20 protein-coding genes and 1 other annotated feature are annotated in these 16,284 nt (G+C 43.9%); of the genes, 4 read left to right on the top strand and 16 right to left on the bottom strand.

All coding sequences use genetic code 11. The features are described 5' to 3' along the window. The first annotated feature begins 12 nt into the window (after positions 1 to 12). Positions 13 to 720 (top strand): tetratricopeptide repeat protein, encoded by a 708-nt coding sequence (locus AVL57_RS12680; RefSeq protein WP_232363270.1) that lies wholly within the window; start codon positions 13 to 15, stop codon positions 718 to 720. Between the two features lie 174 nt (positions 721 to 894). On the opposite strand, the gene hisIE is transcribed toward AVL57_RS12680, so the two are convergent. Genes hisIE through hisG form a run of 8 tightly spaced genes read right to left on the bottom strand, consistent with a single transcriptional unit; the run spans position 895 to position 8,068 of the window. Further along, positions 895 to 1,512 (bottom strand): bifunctional phosphoribosyl-AMP cyclohydrolase/phosphoribosyl-ATP diphosphatase HisIE, encoded by a 618-nt coding sequence (gene hisIE / locus AVL57_RS12675; RefSeq protein WP_057790814.1) that lies wholly within the window; start codon positions 1,510 to 1,512, stop codon positions 895 to 897. After that, complete coding sequence (gene hisF, locus AVL57_RS12670) at positions 1,509 to 2,318, bottom strand: imidazole glycerol phosphate synthase subunit HisF (protein WP_057790816.1); 810 nt, start codon at positions 2,316 to 2,318, stop codon at positions 1,509 to 1,511. The genes hisIE and hisF overlap by 4 nt, the downstream gene beginning before the upstream one ends. After that, entirely contained in the window at positions 2,300 to 3,037 is a 738-nt protein-coding gene (gene hisA, locus AVL57_RS12665) for a 1-(5-phosphoribosyl)-5-[(5-phosphoribosylamino)methylideneamino]imidazole-4-carboxamide isomerase (RefSeq protein ID WP_057790818.1), read from the bottom strand. The genes hisF and hisA overlap by 19 nt, the downstream gene beginning before the upstream one ends. After that, on the bottom strand, positions 3,037 to 3,681 hold the full coding sequence (gene hisH / locus AVL57_RS12660) for an imidazole glycerol phosphate synthase subunit HisH (RefSeq protein WP_057790820.1): 645 nt from the start codon (positions 3,679 to 3,681) through the stop codon (positions 3,037 to 3,039). Before hisH ends, hisA begins: the two co-directional genes overlap by 1 nt. Further along, positions 3,681 to 4,751, bottom strand: a complete 1,071-nt coding sequence (gene hisB / locus AVL57_RS12655; RefSeq protein WP_057790822.1) for a bifunctional histidinol-phosphatase/imidazoleglycerol-phosphate dehydratase HisB — start codon at positions 4,749 to 4,751, stop codon at positions 3,681 to 3,683. Before hisB ends, hisH begins: the two co-directional genes overlap by 1 nt. Then, positions 4,748 to 5,836, bottom strand: a complete 1,089-nt coding sequence (gene hisC, locus AVL57_RS12650) for a histidinol-phosphate transaminase (protein ID WP_057790824.1) — start codon at positions 5,834 to 5,836, stop codon at positions 4,748 to 4,750. Before hisC ends, hisB begins: the two co-directional genes overlap by 4 nt. Further along, the gene (hisD, locus tag AVL57_RS12645) at positions 5,836 to 7,152 is read right to left on the bottom strand and encodes a histidinol dehydrogenase (protein WP_057790826.1); all 1,317 of its coding nucleotides are present in this window, start codon (positions 7,150 to 7,152) and stop codon (positions 5,836 to 5,838) included. The genes hisC and hisD overlap by 1 nt, the downstream gene beginning before the upstream one ends. 13 nt (positions 7,153 to 7,165) lie before the next feature. Continuing rightward, complete coding sequence (gene hisG, locus AVL57_RS12640) at positions 7,166 to 8,068, bottom strand: ATP phosphoribosyltransferase (protein ID WP_057790828.1); 903 nt, start codon at positions 8,066 to 8,068, stop codon at positions 7,166 to 7,168. Positions 8,069 to 8,127: 59 nt separating this feature from the next. Further along, positions 8,128 to 8,246 (bottom strand) — a sequence feature (His leader region). Between the two features lie 231 nt (positions 8,247 to 8,477). Between hisG and AVL57_RS21195 the strand changes: the two genes are divergently transcribed. Continuing rightward, positions 8,478 to 8,885, top strand: coding sequence for a hypothetical protein (locus AVL57_RS21195; RefSeq protein WP_063456897.1), 408 nt, complete (start codon positions 8,478 to 8,480; stop codon positions 8,883 to 8,885). A 93-nt stretch (positions 8,886 to 8,978) separates the two neighbouring features. Here AVL57_RS21195 and AVL57_RS21425 read toward each other — a convergent pair whose 3' ends face one another. The 8 genes from AVL57_RS21425 to AVL57_RS12600 all read right to left on the bottom strand — a co-directional run bounded on the left by AVL57_RS21425 (position 8,979) and on the right by AVL57_RS12600 (position 13,792). Continuing rightward, positions 8,979 to 9,110, bottom strand: a complete 132-nt coding sequence (locus AVL57_RS21425; RefSeq protein ID WP_257721359.1) for a hypothetical protein — start codon at positions 9,108 to 9,110, stop codon at positions 8,979 to 8,981. 127 nt (positions 9,111 to 9,237) lie between these two features. After that, on the bottom strand, positions 9,238 to 9,531 hold the full coding sequence (locus tag AVL57_RS12630) for a hypothetical protein (RefSeq protein WP_057790830.1): 294 nt from the start codon (positions 9,529 to 9,531) through the stop codon (positions 9,238 to 9,240). Between the two features lie 99 nt (positions 9,532 to 9,630). Further along, positions 9,631 to 10,125, bottom strand: a complete 495-nt coding sequence (locus tag AVL57_RS12625; RefSeq protein ID WP_312038619.1) for an arsinothricin resistance N-acetyltransferase ArsN1 family B — start codon at positions 10,123 to 10,125, stop codon at positions 9,631 to 9,633. 58 nt (positions 10,126 to 10,183) lie between these two features. Continuing rightward, positions 10,184 to 10,789 (bottom strand): hypothetical protein, encoded by a 606-nt coding sequence (locus AVL57_RS12620; protein ID WP_057790833.1) that lies wholly within the window; start codon positions 10,787 to 10,789, stop codon positions 10,184 to 10,186. 308 nt (positions 10,790 to 11,097) lie between these two features. Beyond that, positions 11,098 to 11,670, bottom strand: a complete 573-nt coding sequence (locus AVL57_RS12615; RefSeq protein WP_057790835.1) for a lipid-binding SYLF domain-containing protein — start codon at positions 11,668 to 11,670, stop codon at positions 11,098 to 11,100. 160 nt (positions 11,671 to 11,830) lie between these two features. Further along, a complete protein-coding gene (locus tag AVL57_RS12610; RefSeq protein ID WP_231519235.1) occupies positions 11,831 to 12,715 on the bottom strand; it encodes a TraB/GumN family protein in 885 nt (294 codons plus the stop codon). 179 nt (positions 12,716 to 12,894) lie between these two features. After that, complete coding sequence (locus tag AVL57_RS12605; RefSeq protein ID WP_057790839.1) at positions 12,895 to 13,146, bottom strand: DUF6482 family protein; 252 nt, start codon at positions 13,144 to 13,146, stop codon at positions 12,895 to 12,897. A 160-nt stretch (positions 13,147 to 13,306) separates the two neighbouring features. Then, positions 13,307 to 13,792 carry a DUF2244 domain-containing protein gene (locus AVL57_RS12600; protein WP_057790841.1) on the bottom strand — a complete coding sequence of 162 codons (486 nt, stop codon included), beginning with the start codon at positions 13,790 to 13,792 and terminating at the stop codon, positions 13,307 to 13,309. A gap of 135 nt (positions 13,793 to 13,927) precedes the next feature. On the opposite strand from AVL57_RS12600, the gene AVL57_RS12595 reads away from it, so the two are divergent. Together AVL57_RS12595 and AVL57_RS12590 are read left to right on the top strand one after the other, a co-directional pair. Then, the gene (locus AVL57_RS12595; RefSeq protein ID WP_057790843.1) at positions 13,928 to 14,836 is read left to right on the top strand and encodes a sulfite exporter TauE/SafE family protein; all 909 of its coding nucleotides are present in this window, start codon (positions 13,928 to 13,930) and stop codon (positions 14,834 to 14,836) included. Positions 14,837 to 14,883: 47 nt separating this feature from the next. Next, positions 14,884 to 16,224: an alpha-amylase family glycosyl hydrolase gene (locus tag AVL57_RS12590; protein WP_057790845.1), complete on the top strand. Its 1,341-nt coding sequence runs from the start codon at positions 14,884 to 14,886 to the stop codon at positions 16,222 to 16,224. Positions 16,225 to 16,284: the final 60 nt, after the last annotated feature.

The following is a 16,284-nucleotide window of genomic DNA, read 5'->3' as shown; positions in this document are numbered from 1 at the left end:
ACCGGAGTGATCATGATGAAAAATATAGCCCTCGTAACCCAAATCGCCCTACTTATAATAACTTTAAGCGATGTGAATTACGCATTTGCACAAGATGATGTAAATCAATCGTCAAGCGATGTATTGACGCCGTTATTGCAGCAAGAGGCTCAATCTCCTCTTTCCGTGCTTCAACATGAGTGGGCACATATCAACTATGTGTTGGCGGACAAGCAAAAAGAAAGCGCTTTTTCTCCGCTTATTGAAAAAGCGAAGCTTTTTGTTGAGCAAGACCCTAACAACCCTGAATTTATCATTTGGCTGGGTATCATTCAATCGAGCGCGGCAGGGGTTAAAGGCGGTTTAGGTGCACTTGAATACGCTAAAGCCGCGCGCAAGTGTTTTGAGCATGCAATGCGGCTGGACGAAAAAGCCTTAGCAGGATCAGCCATAACGAGCTTAGGGGTGCTTTATCATAAGCTACCGAGTTGGCCGATTAGCTTTGGCAGTGACAAAAAAGCGAAAAAGCTGTTAGAGCACGCTCTGGAAATAAACCCTGATGGTATTGATCCAAACTATTTCTACGCCGAATTTTTGTATGACAATGGAGAGTACGATCAAGCTCGAGCGTATGTTAAAAAAGCCAGTCAAGCCCCTGCTAGAAGAGATCGCCCACTTGCCGATTTAGGTAGAAGACAAGAAATTTCTCGACTTGAAGATAAGTTGCTACAAAAGAGTTAACGTTTCCATGGCCCAAACAACACGGCGAGGGGAGATAAATATTGGGACAGTGCTTGAGTAGAAAGAGCGGGTGATTAAAATAAAAAAGAGCAAATTACGAGAGTAATTTGCTCTTTTCTTAAGCTCGTTATATTACAGTATATCGAACTAAATGCAGGCGAATAGCCTTAACACTTATTTTTGACGTTCACGTAATACCGATAAGGCATCATCAAGGGACATATCACTCGCTTGTAGCAATACGGTTAGGTGATACAACAAATCAGCGGCTTCGTTTTTAAGCTCTTCTTTGTCATGTACCGTCGCAGCAAGTGCCGTTTCAACACCTTCTTCACCCACCTTCTGTGCAATACGTTTAATACCTTTATTGTACAAGCTGGCGGTGTAGCTGCTTTTCGGATCTGCGCCTTTACGGGCAGCCAATAAGCGCTCTAAATCAGCAAGAAAAGTAAAGCTAGGGGTATTCCCCTCAAACCAGCAGCTTTCAACGCCTGTGTGGCATGTTGGGCCGTTAGGGTTGGCTAACACTAATAACGAATCGAAATCGCAATCGGCGGCCACGCTCACCAAATCTAACGTATTGCCAGATGTCTCTCCTTTTTGCCATAAACGCTGCTTAGAACGACTGAAAAAGGTTACTTTACCGCTTTCTAAGGTGGTAGTTAGGGCATCTTGGTTCATGTAACCCTGCATGAGTACTTTGCCTGAAAGGGCATCTTGTACAATAGCGGGGAGCAAGTTATCCATTTTTTCCCACGCTAGGGTATTACTGTTTTCGGAAGTTACAATCACGGCTTAATTCCTTGTGCGTTTGGTAGGGCATGACGCTTACGCATAGGTACGCCATTAGCGGTTAAATCGGCTTTTAGGTCATCAATGTTAATAATGCCTTTATGGAATACTGAGGCGGCGAGGGCGCCATCAACATCGGCCTGTTGAAATACGTCGTTAAAATGTGAAATTTCACCGGCACCGCCAGAGGCAATAAGGGGCACTTCGCACACTTCACGCACAGCACTTAGCTGTGCAATATCGTAGCCTTTTCGTACACCGTCTTGGTTCATGCAGTTAAGCACAATTTCACCGGCACCACGTGACTGCACTTCTTTAATCCAGTCTAAGGTTTGCCATTGGCTTTTTTGAGTGCGGTTCTCATCGCCAGTAAACTTATACACTTCGTATTGACCAGTGGCCTCGTTGTAAAAGCTGTCTACCCCAATAACCACACATTGCTGGCCGTACACGTCATGCATGGCATTAATTAATGCAGGGTTGTTTAGGGCTGGGGAGTTAATTGAAATTTTATCTGCGCCCATTTCTAAAATGCGCCCAGCATCTTCAATGCTTTTAATGCCGCCCGCTACACAAAAGGGGATGTCGATAACCTGTGCTATGCGGCTTACCCAGCTTTTATCTACCACTCGCTCATCTGAGCTTGCAGTAATATCGTAAAACACCAGTTCGTCAGCGCCTGCTTTGGCGTATTGTTCTGCTAAAGGGACAATGTCGCCAATAATTTCGTGGTTTCTGAATTGAACGCCTTTAACAACTTTACCGTCGCGAACATCCAAACAAGGAATTATGCGTTTTGCCAACATGCGATAGCCTCCTTCACGGTGAATTTACCTTCAAGCAAGGCACGACCTAAAATAACTCCGCCAACGTTAGTGGGCTTCAACGCTGAAATGTCGTTTAAGCTGCCTATTCCGCCAGACGCTTGCCAGCTAACGTTAGGAAAGCGAGCACTCATTTCTTCGTAAAGTTCAACGTTAGCGCCTTGTAGGGTGCCGTCACGGCTAATGTCGGTGCACAGCACATGTGTAGCGCCTACCGATGCAAAGTCGTTTAGCAAGTCTTCTAGGGCTACCCCAGAGTTTTCCTGCCAACCGTGAGTGGCAATTAACTTCTCGCCGTTTTCACTAATATTAATATCTAGGGCCAACACGATATGTTCGGCACCGTATTTGGTTACCCACGATTTTACTAGTTCAGGCTGTTTAACCGCGAGTGATCCAATTACCACGCGGCTTACGCCAATGTCGAGTAACTGTGCCACCTCTTCTTCACTTCGAATACCGCCGCCCGCTTGAAACTGCATGCGCTTGGTATCTACCATTGATTTAATCAAAGTAAGTTGGCGTTTACTGGTATCTTTCGCGCCAGTTAAATCAACAATGTGTAACCAAGTAGCACCTTGGTCGGCATAGTCGTTTACCACGTCTACTGGATCGAATTCGTATTTTGTTTTTTGCTCGTAGTCGCCCTGATACAAACGCACTACGCTGCCATCGATAAGATCAATTGCTGGAATAATCATTATAGGTTCACAAAGTTAGTCAGTAGTTGCGCACCAGCATCGCTGGAACGTTCAGGGTGAAATTGTACGCCAAAGAAATTGTCTTTGTTAATGGCCGCTGAAAACGGGTTACCATAGTTACAGCTAGCTAAAGTATGGGCGTACTCTGGTACGGCAAAGCTGTGCACAAAATAGAAATAGGTATCTTGTGGAATGCCTTTAAACAAGGTGTCGTCGTTATGAGAAACCGTGTTCCAACCCATGTGCGGTAAACGTAAGCCATTCGCTTCCATACGCGCAACATGACCAGGCATTAGCGACAAACAAGGAATATCATCCTGCGAGTCTCCTAAGCGGTTCTCTAAGCTACCTTCAGCACTGCTTTCTACCATCAATTGCATACCTAAACACACGCCTAATACAGGCTGGGTTAGGCTTTGCAATGTGCTTGATAGGTCTTTTTGGGTAATACTTGCCATGGCCGCAGCGGCAGTTCCAACACCAGGTAAAAAGACTTTATCAGCGCGAGTGATCACATCTTTGTTATCAGACACTTCAACGGTTACGCCTAAACGTTCTAACGCAAAGCGAACCGATGAAATATTCGCGCAACCTGTGTTCACAATGACAATTTTCTGTCTTTGCGATTTTTGTACTTCAGGCATTAAAGCGCTCCTTTACTGCTAGGCAATGCATCGCCTTGACGCGTAATGGCTTGGCGCAACGCACGACCAAATACTTTGAACAAGCTTTCTACCTGGTGGTGAGCATTGCCTTCGCTGGTGGAAAGGTGGAGCGACAGCCCCATGCTTTGCGCCAATGAATAGAAAAAGTGTGGCACCATTTCAGTGGCCATTTCACCCACTTGGTCGCGGCTAAAGTCAGCATCGAACTTAAGGTGAGGGCGGTTTGAAATATCCATGATGCACTCAGCGCGGCACTCATCCATAGGCAAGGCAAAACCAAAACGGCCAATACCACGTTTATCACCCAAGGCTTTCTTAAGTGCTTCACCTAAGGCTAATGCGGTATCTTCCACACTGTGGTGATCATCAATATGCAAATCGCCATCTACGGTTACGTTTAACTCAAAACCACCGTGGGTCGCAATTTGATCTAACATGTGGTCGAAGAAACCTAAGCCAGTGTGAATGTGCGATTTTTCGGTAGAATCTAAATCTACGCGTACTTTAATGTCGGTTTCAGAGGTGGTGCGGATAACTTCGGCAATACGTGAAGACGACAACAAGGTTTTTTGAATGTGGTCCCAGTTCAAGGTTTCAGGGTTATATTGCAACCCTTTAATACCCATGTTCTCGGCAAGTTGCATGTCGGTCATGCGATCGCCAATCACGTATGAACGGGTAAAATCCACTTTACCTTGTTGAAGGTAGTCTTTTACTAGCCCTAATTTTGGCTTACGGCAGGTACAGTTGTCTTCTTCAAAGTGCGGGCAAATAAGCACATCGTCAAACGTAATGCCTTGGCTTTTGAAAATGGCCATCATGGCATTATGCGGCGCGTCGAAATCAGCTTGAGGAAAGCTGTCTGTGCCTAAGCCGTCTTGGTTGGTTACCATCACAAACTTAAAGCCTGCTGCTTTTAGTTTTAACAGCACAGGGATAACATTAGGTTCGAAAACCAGCTTTTCCAAACTGTCTAGCTGCTTATCTACTGGCGGCTCTTCTACTAACGTGCCGTCGCGGTCGATAAATAAAATGGCTTGCTGACTCATGCCGCTAGCTCCTCTATGAATTCGTTGATCAGTTGCAGTAAACGCTGGTTTTGTTCTTCAGTACCAATGCTTACACGCAAGCAATTTGTAAGATTAAGCTGTTTAGATTGGTCGCGTATCAATAACCCTTTGCTCACTAAATATGGCATTAGCTCGCTGGCACGTGCGTAACGAAATAGCACAAAATTGGCTTTTCTATCGCCTACCAATTCAAAGCCGTCGATATCAGCAAGGGCCGCTGCCAATAAGTCTTTTTCTCTATTGATAGTATCTACTTGCAACTGAATTAATGTCAGTGAATCAGTAGATAACGCCTGTGCAGCAATTTGTGCCACAGGCTCTGCAATAGGATAAGGTGCAATCACTTTGAGTAGTGCTTGAATAACGGGCGCTTGGGCTAACGTGAACCCGCAGCGTAGCCCTGCTAACGCAAAGGCTTTTGACAGCGTGCGTAATACTACTAGGTTAGGGAAATTCGCTATTTCATTTGCCCAGGTATTTTCGGCATCAAACTCGATATAAGCTTCATCAACCACCACTAGTGCACTATCAGAAAAGTGGTTGAGTACTGCCCAAATATCTTCCCTGGCAACCTGTGTACCTGTTGGGTTGTTTGGTGCACAAATAAAAATAACATTAGCGTTATCGATTGCACACACGCCTTCAACGTCTAAGCTGAAATCGCCTTTTAGTGGCACTGTCGTAATACCCACATCACAGGTTTCTGCGCTAATCGCGTACATGCCGTAAGTAGGCGGGCAAATAACAATATTATCTTTGCCTGGGGTGCAAAAGGTACGAATCAGTAATTCAATGCCTTCGTCTGCACCACGGGTAACAATCAATTGTGAAGTATCAATGCCTGCATAAGCCGCATAGCTTTCAACTACTGATGATGGCTGGCACGACGGGTAACGATTAAAGTTACTCGCATCTATGTCATACTCATTCGCATAGGGCGACTCGTTAGCATTTAGCCAATCTTGGCCGCCTGAATATAAACGCCTTGCCGACTCATAAGGCTTAAGCGGCACCAAATTAGCATTAATCAGGTTATCAATAAGCGTATCAACAAGAGCAGGCATTAAGCATCTCCCTTATTGGTAACGTTTGTTAGCTTTTGCATACGCAGCGCTACCGCTTGTTCGTGAGCATCAAGGCCTTCAGCGCTGGCTAAGACCATAATAGCGGGGCCTAAGTTACGCATGCCGTCTGCTGATAACTCTTGAATAGTGTAGCGACGCATAAAGTCGAGCAAACCCAAGCTAGAGTAGTTCTTCGCATAACCGTAGGTAGGTAATACGTGGTTTGTACCCGAGGCATAATCACCGGCAGATTCTGGCGACCAAGGGCCTAGGAATATCGAACCTGCATATTTGATTTTCGGCAGTAGGCTGCGAGCATCTTCTATTTGCACAATTAAGTGTTCAGGCGCATAAGCATTGCTTACTAAAATGGCGTCATCTACTGAATCTGCCAAAATATAGCGGGCATTCTCCATCGCAGGGCGAGCAATATCGGCACGTGAAAGCGTAGACAATTGGCGTTCAACCGCTGCTTTTGCTGCCTCAATTAAGGTTTCGCTGTTAGACACTAAAATGGCTTGAGAATCTGGGCCATGCTCTGCTTGAGAAAGTAAGTCTGAAGCAACAAATTCAGCATCGGCAAATTCATCTGCTAATACCAATACTTCAGACGGGCCTGCTGGCATATCGATTGCTGCACCATCAGCACGTAAGCTTACCTGCTGTTTGGCTTCAGTCACAAAGCTATTACCCGGGCCGAATATTTTATCAACTTGCGGTATAGAGTCTGTACCTAATGCCATGGCTGCAATGGCCTGTGCACCGCCACAAAGATATATGGCTTCAATGCCACATTTTCTTGCGGCATACGCAATTTCAGGGGCAATTAAGCCTTGCTTGTTGGGTGGCGTACAAAGCAGTTTGTTTTCACAACCGGCTACCAGTGCAGGCACACCCAACATCAATACCGTAGAGGGCAAAGGAGCGCTACCACCTGGAATATACAAACCTACCGCATCAAGAGGTGTGAAGCGTAATTCGCAGTTCACACCAGGTGTAGTGGTTAGGGCAATATCACTTGGCAACTGCGCATCGTGAAACGCTTTAATATTGTTAAATGCAATGTCAATAGCGCCAGCTACTTCTGCGGTAACCGAGCTTGCTAACGTGTCGATGTTTTCTTGCGACAACACCAACGACTGCAAATCAGGGCAGTCAAACTTACGAGTGAAGTTGATAACGGCTGCATCGCCTTCACTTTCTACGCTAGCGATAATCTCGCCCACGGTTTGTTTTAACTGTAGGCTATTGGCCATAGCCGGGCGCGAAAGCGCTGTTTTTTTCTCAAGCTTTGATAGAGATGACCAGATAATCATAATCTTTTGCCTTTTAGCCCATCATTTTTTCGATAGGCATTACTAATATTGAAGAGCAGCCTAATGCTTTTAGTTTTTCCATGGTTTCCCAAAATAGGGTTTCAGTAGAAACAACATGAATAGCTACATGCTCTTCATTGCCAGACAAAGGCAATACGGTTGGGTTTTCAGCGCCCGGTAACAAGCTTTTCACTTGTTCTAGGTAAGCTTTTGGTGCGTGAAGCATGATGTACTTGCTTTCTTTCGCTAGCAATACACCGTCGATACGAGGCATAAGGCGATTAATAAGGGCTTGCTTTTCATCGCTCATGTTGCCGTCGGCACGTTGAATTAACACTGCTTTTGAGCGGAAGATTACATCTTCTTCAACAAGTCCGTTCGCTTCAAGGGTTGCGCCTGTGGATACCAAATCACAAATTGCATCGGCAACGCCTGCGCGAGGTGCAACTTCAACCGAACCGGTAAGCATGACTGCTTTGGCGTTAATTTTTTGCTCTGCAAAATAACGCTCTAGTAGGAATGGGTAAGTGGTAGCGACTTTCTTGCCTTCTAAAGACTGGATGTTGGTGTAGTCCATTTCAGTAGGAACGGCGATAGACAAGCGACAACCACCGTAGTCTAAACGACGCAATACTTCATAGTCAGAAGGCTTGTTAGCCGCTTTGCGTTCTAACATCTTTTCTTCTAGCTCGTTTTCGCCAATGAAGCCAAGGTCGGCTACGCCATCCATAACTAATCCCGGAATGTCGTCATCGCGAACACGTAACAAATCGATAGGCTCGTTGGTAGAATGCGCAATCAGCAGGCGATCACGAATGTTCAATTTTATGCCAATAGCCTTAAGTAGAGCGATGCTGTCATCGCTTAAACGGCCTGATTTCTGTATGGCAATTCGAAGTCTTTTGCTGTTACTCATTGAAACGTTCCTTACACGTTGTACTACTTTTTACTGTCTTAACGATTACGCCTAAAACGAAAAACCCCCGGAAGTTTCCTTCCGGGGGTCGAGAATTTTTTCTATCTGCGCCACTGGAAGGAATAATAGACCTTCCAGCACGAACCTGAAAGGCTATGCTTTATGATGGTGGTGATGTTTTACAGCGCAGTTATTCATTTGATTTCTTAATACCTATTTCCGAACGGCTGAAACATTAGCGGTTTGCCCCCGATTTTGCAAGGCGAAAGTGAACTCTTTTTACAGTTTCAGTCTAATTTAATATGTATATAGTAAAACTTTTTGATCTGAGCCAATGTGATCGTTTTCCCTATTAGGTAGTGTTCAGGATGAAATATCACAGAATTGACCTTTACGGGTTGGAGTCGCCATGAGTAATGACCTAATTTTTTCCATTTTACCGCGCAATACCAAAGTGCCCATAGAAACAGATAACCGGGTAAAAAAAGTGGCGCGCAGCGAAAAGTCGGAGGCGCTCAATCAAGACGAAAAAGAGCAGCATGATGAAGTACATATCGTTGATGAAATGGAACAGCGTGAACGGCACGAGCAAAACGAAAAGAATGAGCACCCAAGCAACCAAGAAAATCGCCAACAAGGGAGTCTTCAACAAGAAGACAACCAAGCTAATACAAAAGAACTCAAGCAAAAAGACAAGCAAGACGACAAATCAATAGGGCAGCAATTGGACGAACGTGAAAGCCGTGAGTTAAATACCTCAGATGCAACGGGCACTAAAATACCGCGGGGCATTAAGCATGTGGATATTACTATTTAACTGTGCAGGCGGCTTTCGGGTTCATTCCTGTCATCTCTCTTATGCCGCCTTTAAGTAACTCTGCAGAACAAAATTACATTCAGTAAGCTTATATTATTTGTTGCCGCTGCTTTTAATTGCACGCTTTAGTTCAGTAGGCAGTAAAAACGCATAACTGATAAACATAAGCGCAATACCAGTAACAATAAGTAAATCATCTGCATTTAAAGAAAGTAGCGTTGTCATATTAATACCCGTAAGCGTTTAGAAGGAAAGTAACAAATCACAACCAAATATTATCACTTCGGTGGCTACAGGATAGGGGCTGGGCACTCAACTTTAGTTTAAAAATCAAGTGTTTTAGACTAATTGATTAATCGCAGGTTATTGGCGGTAAGCGAGGTGGTTGAGGCGGTAATTCAAATTCGTCACTAAGCAGTAAGTCTAGAGCAAGGTTAACTTTCCCATTAGAACCCTTATATCGATCTGGATCGTCGGTCTCTAAAAATAAGTCGTTCTCATATACTTGCTCATCAACTACCTGTTGACGCATTTCAAAGACTCGCGCTGAACAATCATGCATGTCTTTAATTGAATGACAGCCACTAGATAGCAGGATAAACCCAGTAACCAAACAAAAATGAGAGCTTTTTGAACGCTTTTCCATAAAAATACTATTCCCTGATTTTATGTAACCTTTAACTTCTAAATTTGTACACAATTTACTTAATAGCCAACTTGAACATAAAGAATGCTTCTAAAAGCCCTAAGTGTGAAGGCCCAGCTGCCAATACCCCACATCTAACCATTCACCAAATTTAAACCCAACCTTAGGGAAATGAGCTACTTTTTCCATACCTAATTTTTCGTGCAAACCAATACTGGCGGGGTTAGGTAGAGTGATGCCACCGATTACACTATTGATACCCAGACGTTTAAGTTTATCTAAAAGTGCTTCATAGAGTTCAGTGCCTAACCCTTTTCCTTGGGCTTCGTTAGAAAGGTAAATCGTCGACTCTACAGAAAATCGATATGCGGTTCTTTCTTTCCATTTAGTGGCATATGCATACCCTATAACTGCTTCGTCTTCGATGGCAACTATCCATGGTAAAGTAGATTCTGACACTTTCCTTAATCTATTAGACATCTCTTCGCTAGAAACTTCAGTTTCTTCAAAAGTGATACAGGAATTAGCAACATAGAAATTATAGATTTCAGCTATTTTGGGCGAATCTTCTAAAACTGCATTTCTAATAATCATTATCTTTCCAAATGTCTGTTAGTCATAGTGAGGGGAAGTTATCAGCTGATGTTAAAATTTACTGTTCATCATGGTGTTTAATACTTAACAGGCAGACACCTAGAAGCAAGGTTGCGAGGACACCAAACCCACCAGCAACCGCCGAAGGTAAGAAGGCGTTACGGCCCAATACAATCAAAATTCCATTGGCAAGCATGGCAACAACACCCACTACCGCAGTCACTCCACCTAAGGGCTTAGCACCATCTTGCATTTTTGCGATGCCGAAAATAAGTGCCGCAAAACCTAGCAAGAGCTTTGCTGCGTAATAAATCATGAAAGACAAGGCCACTACTGCACCCGCTAAAGGTCCTAGGCTCTCGTTTTGCGTTGTAGCTTCGCGAAATGGTGTAAACATAGTAAGGCCAACACTCACTTGTACTAAATTAAGCGCTGCACTAAATGCAATGGCAGACCATCCTACGTGGTAATGCTTTGCGCGCACCATCGCGGCGCCAGCAAATGCCATAAGGAAGGTAAAAATAATACTTTCTGTTCCCCAGAATAGCTGGCGTGGAAAATCGATGTCGGCCATGCGAAGTAGGGTGTAAAGCGCCTGGGTAGCGGCCAGCAAGAAGAGTAAATACGATGTAACTCTAACCGTGTGTTTATTAGTAAAGTCCATGGTTTTCCTTTGAATTCGTTTAACACCGCTCAAAATCAATAGTTGTGAAATTAAAGGTGTTTACCTCAAGTCAACGCAACAACAAAGGTGTAGCGTATGCACTGGGCTATAATCGTTGAGTGACCCTGCGAAGGCAAAGCCTGAATTTTCTCAGTACTAATATGTTGTATTTTGGTAATGAAATCAACGTTCGAGATTGGTAGCAGAGCGTGGAAGTATCATTGTGATTTGAAATAGAAGACAGGCGCTGAATTCCTTAAAAAATTAAAAGGGACAGCACCCGATTATTACTGTTAACACCGTTTCTACTAGTTAAGTTCTTTATCTACCCAAAACTTGGTACCTTTCACGGTAGCTTGTAAGGCTAAACCGCTTTCAGTCATGGTGTACACGGTTACATTGCCCAAATACCCTTCGCCTTCTGCTGACATGCCTTTGTTACCCGCTTTAGCCGCAGCATCAGCGTTGCCACCTACTGTCCAACCATTTTCGATAAAGTAGTTCATGGCTTTTTGCGTGTGGAAAACCATTACTACGCGGTAATCTTTCGCTCCGAGTCCAAGACCAACACCGCCTTCGGCCATATTCATGTAAGTTTTCGTGCCAGTAACTTGGTTGTTCACAACGCCGTAACCCGTGCCGGCCGCAAAGAAAATGACGTTAATATTTGCATTCGTGAATACCGCGTAGCCTGCCGCATCTCGAACTTGAGAACGGGTATCAGGCTTTTCAGTGTATAACCTAGCCAATGCATTTTGCTGCATATCTAAAATAGCTTGTCGCTTTTCAGCAACACTACCGTCACCCATAGAGGCGCAGCCAGTTACAGCAAGTAAAACTAAACCTACCAATGAAAGTGAAGTTAAGCTTTTGAAATTCATATTTTTTCCTTTGATTCAATTTTAAAACGTACTATCTAAACTTTGGGTTTAGGTATTAAAAAAACCTAAACAGATCGGTTTAATCGTTTATTGCATGTCACTACAATCCTAGTACGCAAAAAATGTGCTCAAAGGTTAGTTTTGAATGTAAATGTTATTGCTATTGCACCTTTTCAACATCGAAACCTTGCTGTTCTAGCATATTCAATACACCCAACTCACCGGGCAAATGCAATGCACCTACTAGCACAAATTCAGTGGGTTTAGTTGCCAATGCTTCTACTAAAAATTGCATCCAAGCTTTGTTTCTAGATGATAAAAGTGTATCGAATATATCAGGGTATTCGGACTTGAAATCGGCCATGCTTTCTTCGTACATTTTATCGATGTCGCCGGCTTTCCAACTCGATTTCATTTTTGGTAAAACCTGTGGGAGTGTTTCAACGTCTTCAAGGGTGTATTGAATAAACGCATCTTCATCGCCGTTACCCATTTTCTGAATAAACGAAAGTTGCTGTTCGGGGCTTTCTAACCAAAGAATGGTTTTATTGTCATTTTTGCCACGATTAAAGAAATGTTTATCTACGCCTTCACTGGTTAGCCCCATTATTTGAAGTTCAATCATGCTTAAGGTAATACTTAAAAATGCAGGCTTATACATCATAAAGTTAGAAAGTGATAAACCACGTGCTTCCATGTGTGCTGATAAATTGGCTAGGGTTTCTTCCGAAAGATCATTAGCTAGGCTGTTACCTTGACTGTAAGTTAGCTGTTTCATCATAGACTGCGCAAATTCTTGTGTTTCTAAGGCGTCTAAGTCTGTTTCAAACACTAACGTTTCTGACTGTTGGTAAGCGGTGTTGTAGGCATCTGGAAGAGGATAATCACTTTCGCTAAGTAGGTGAAGCGTGCCGCCAATATAGAGGGTGTTTTCGCCGTTACTCACTTTGAAAACCGAGGCGGAAAAGGCTGGCGTGGTTAGCCCTACTAAACAACTTGTAAGTAAAAGCGCTAAGCTAAAAGCACGTGGGCTGAACTTCATCATATTGTCCTGTTAGATGATAATCAGCCACTTTACCGAGTAAGTAACATCTATTCAACTAGGTCTATTTAACCAGTATTGAATGTTTTCTGTCGTGTGAGCCATGTCATGGCTAAAACCAGTTCAGCTCACAACAGAGTAGTTAAAAGAAGGACAGTTAAAAAAGAGCTACTAGAGAGCTGCTATCGGTGCCAATCAATTTCGAGTTCCAGCGCATCTGGAATCTGTGATTGACCTACCATTTCCTCGTAAGGGGTGGTTTGACGGAGCCAAACATGTTCAAACTCTTCAGAATTAAAGTGGTCTTTAATCTCATTTAGACAATGAAAAGTTTTTGGCCGAGACGTTTTGTCTCTTACTAAAGTGCGGGATGCACCTAATCCTGTCGCCGCTAAATAGCTACCGCCTTCAATTGACTCTATGTACAGATTCATGATTGTTCTCCGATATAACACGAGTAGACATTACTAGTTGTAGTTCACGGGCGGAAAAGCGGATATTAAATTTAATTTAAACTTCGCTTCACCTCACCAAAACTAGCGCTAAAATGAAAGCAGTACGCGCAAGCTAAACTACAAGAAGTAAGAACCAAGGCTAGGTTTTCCACCAATGATTCCGGCATACCATAATGCCTTCGTTATCTAGTGTTTCTTTGAGTAATGCGCGATCTTCAAGATTAAGAAACTCCCCCAAGACAATACGTTGTTCACCATCCACTAAGGTGACGATGGGTAGGTGCCAATCGTTTTCAGATTCGGTAAATATAATATGCGCTGACGGACGAGTGAAAGAGAGAGTGCGGTGGCGGGTACAAAAGTGAATCGTGTGGGGCTCAATATCAAGGGTTTCCCACCGGTACGTACTGCGGGAACCTTGGTACATGATAAAAATAAGCAATACGACTTCTATACCAGCAAAGGGTAAAATCACCCAAACTCCTACCACCGCCCAGCCAATAGCGATAGTGAAGACTACAACGGCAAATATCAACATCAGCCACTTAGTATCTTGCCAGCTGGCTGAACGGTTAGGCGTAAGCCGTAACCTCCTCTTACCATGGAGTGAAATGGTTTCTAACATAAAGTTCAAAGGATAAAACGGTGACTACCTAGTAATATTAGTAGGCATTGGGCATTTTGCCGTCGTGATTTGTTTAAATAAAAGCATTGGCTGTACACGAGAGTTTCATCTCCATGCGTCGTTTAGGGGAATGTGTTGAATCGTTTATCTCAATGGGTAATACAAAGCCCATTTAAAATTCTTTTGCTTGTGCTGTGGGTAGCGGTGATTTTTTCTCAATCCACGCCGCTTATTCTCATCGCTGAGAATAGCCTTTTTAGTTTGCTTGGCATCATTGGCGCTATTTTCGCAAACGCTACCGGTGCTGGTGGGGGCGTGGTGTTTGTTCCTTTCTTTAACCACTTACAATTTTCACCTCAGAGTGTGGTGGCCACCAGTTTCGCTATTCAATGCTGCGGTATGACAGCTGGCGCTATAACGTGGTGGCGATATAAACGCTGTCATCATCAAACCGATAGTCAGTGGCGTGCGTTGCCTACAAGTTTAATGCTAAGCGTACCCGCTTCACTGTGCGGCGTCTGGCTTGCGCAGTTTGGGCCAGAAACGTTTACTGCTCTTTCACCTTTTAAAGGCGGAATAGAACAAATTCACTTGGGGTTTGGCGCATTTTCTATATTGCTTGCCGTGGCTATTTTTGCCTCTATTCCTTTCTTAAAGCGGGTTGCCTTAAAACAAGATGCTGAGCAACTTGATATTGTGGCGCTGCCATTTGTATCTTTTTTCGGTGGAATTGTTACTGCTTGGCTTTCAGTGGGGGTAGGCGAGTTGGTGGCTGTCTATCTCATCATCAGAGGGTTCAATGTCACTATGGCCATCGCAGCAGCTGTTATCTTGTCAGCCTTTACCGTATGGGGCGCTGTGATTTATCACGTGTTAGTAACCCATGCCGTAGTTTGGGACGTAGTGATATTTGCAGGCGCGGGCGCTATTATTGGTGGCATGCTAGCCAAGTTTGTTGTGTTGGCTTTTTCACCCCAAAAACTTAAGCTTTTCTTTGGCACTTGGGTGCTATTGCTTGGCGTATCTGGTTTGCCTATTTTCTAAGAGCTCAGTTTTAAACAGGAATCGTTTGTCAGAAAAAGGATGTATAGATGACATATCAGACAGCACCCAAGAAAATTTATCGTGTAACGCAGCCCGAATGGTCGAAAAATGCCGTTATATATCAGGTGAATACTCGCCAGTTTTCAGCATCTGGTACATTCAAAGAAGTGACAAGTAGCTTAAGTCATATATGTGATTTAGGTGTCGATATCCTTTGGCTTATGCCTGTTCATCCTATTGGTGAAAAAAATCGCAAAGGTAAGCTTGGCAGCCCGTATGCGGTTAAAGACTACTTGGGCATTAACCCCGAATTTGGCAATGCAGACGACTTTAAAGAGTTAGTACAAGAAGCGCACAAACGGAATTTGAAAGTTATTTTAGACTGGGTGCCTAATCATAGTGCCTGGGACAACCCCTTGGTCGACACGCATCCGCACTGGTATGCCAGAGATCATCACGGTGCATTTCGCCCATCTCCGTGGTGGGACTGGTCAGATATTATCGAGTTTGATTACGACCAACCTGCGCTACGTGAGTATATGATTAACGCCATGGGCTATTGGGTAGAATGCTTTGATATTGATGGTTTTCGATGTGATGTAGCCGGTTATGTTCCAAACGACTTTTGGCATCAAGCGCGGGTTGCCTTAGATGCAATAAAGCCGGTATTTATGTTAGCCGAGTGGGAAAATCGCGATTTACACGAAACTGCCTTTAACATGACTTATGCATGGAGCTGGAATGAAACCATGCACGAGCTCGCCCATGGTCGATGTTCTCTCGACAGACTAAGAAAATACTATTCATGGAATGAACGGGCGTGGCCGCACAGTGCTTATCGAATGACTTTTGTGAGCAACCACGACAAAAATGCGTGGGATGGCACCCAGCGAGAGCAGTTTGGCGATGCGTTAGAGGCTGCAATTGTATTATCGGTATTGGGTGAAGGTATGCCGCTAATTCATAATGGCCAAGAAGCAGGTGAAACAAAGCGTTTAGCGTTTTTTGAACGTGACCCTATTGAATGGCAGCCTCACCGTATCGGTGATTTGTACAACGCCTTAATTAAGATAAAAAAATCTATTCCTGCCTTGGGTAATGGCGAATTTGGTGCCCGTATGATTCAGGTACCAAGTGATTGTATGTCACAGGTATTTAGCTTTGTAAGAATGGATGAACACAATAAGGTATTAATTATCATCAATTTTTCAGACGCTTTGTGCAAGGTTACATTTAACGACCCTATACTTAATGGCACTTATTCTAAGTGCACGCTCGATTCAAATACCTCCCATCACGAGCTATCAAGCCAAACCGAACACTTACATATCGAGAAGCCTGTTCAAATTGACCCTTGGGGCTATCAGGTATGGATTGCTAATGTGTGAACAGTCGGCTTCAGAAGGGCATGAAATCTGTCATTCGGTATGGAATTTTCGCGAATACCA

Origin of the sequence: Alteromonas stellipolaris, from assembly GCF_001562115.1 — a bacterium.
GTDB classification, from domain to species: Bacteria; Pseudomonadota; Gammaproteobacteria; order Enterobacterales; family Alteromonadaceae; genus Alteromonas; species Alteromonas stellipolaris.
This window is presented reverse-complemented; position numbering and strand designations above follow the sequence as displayed.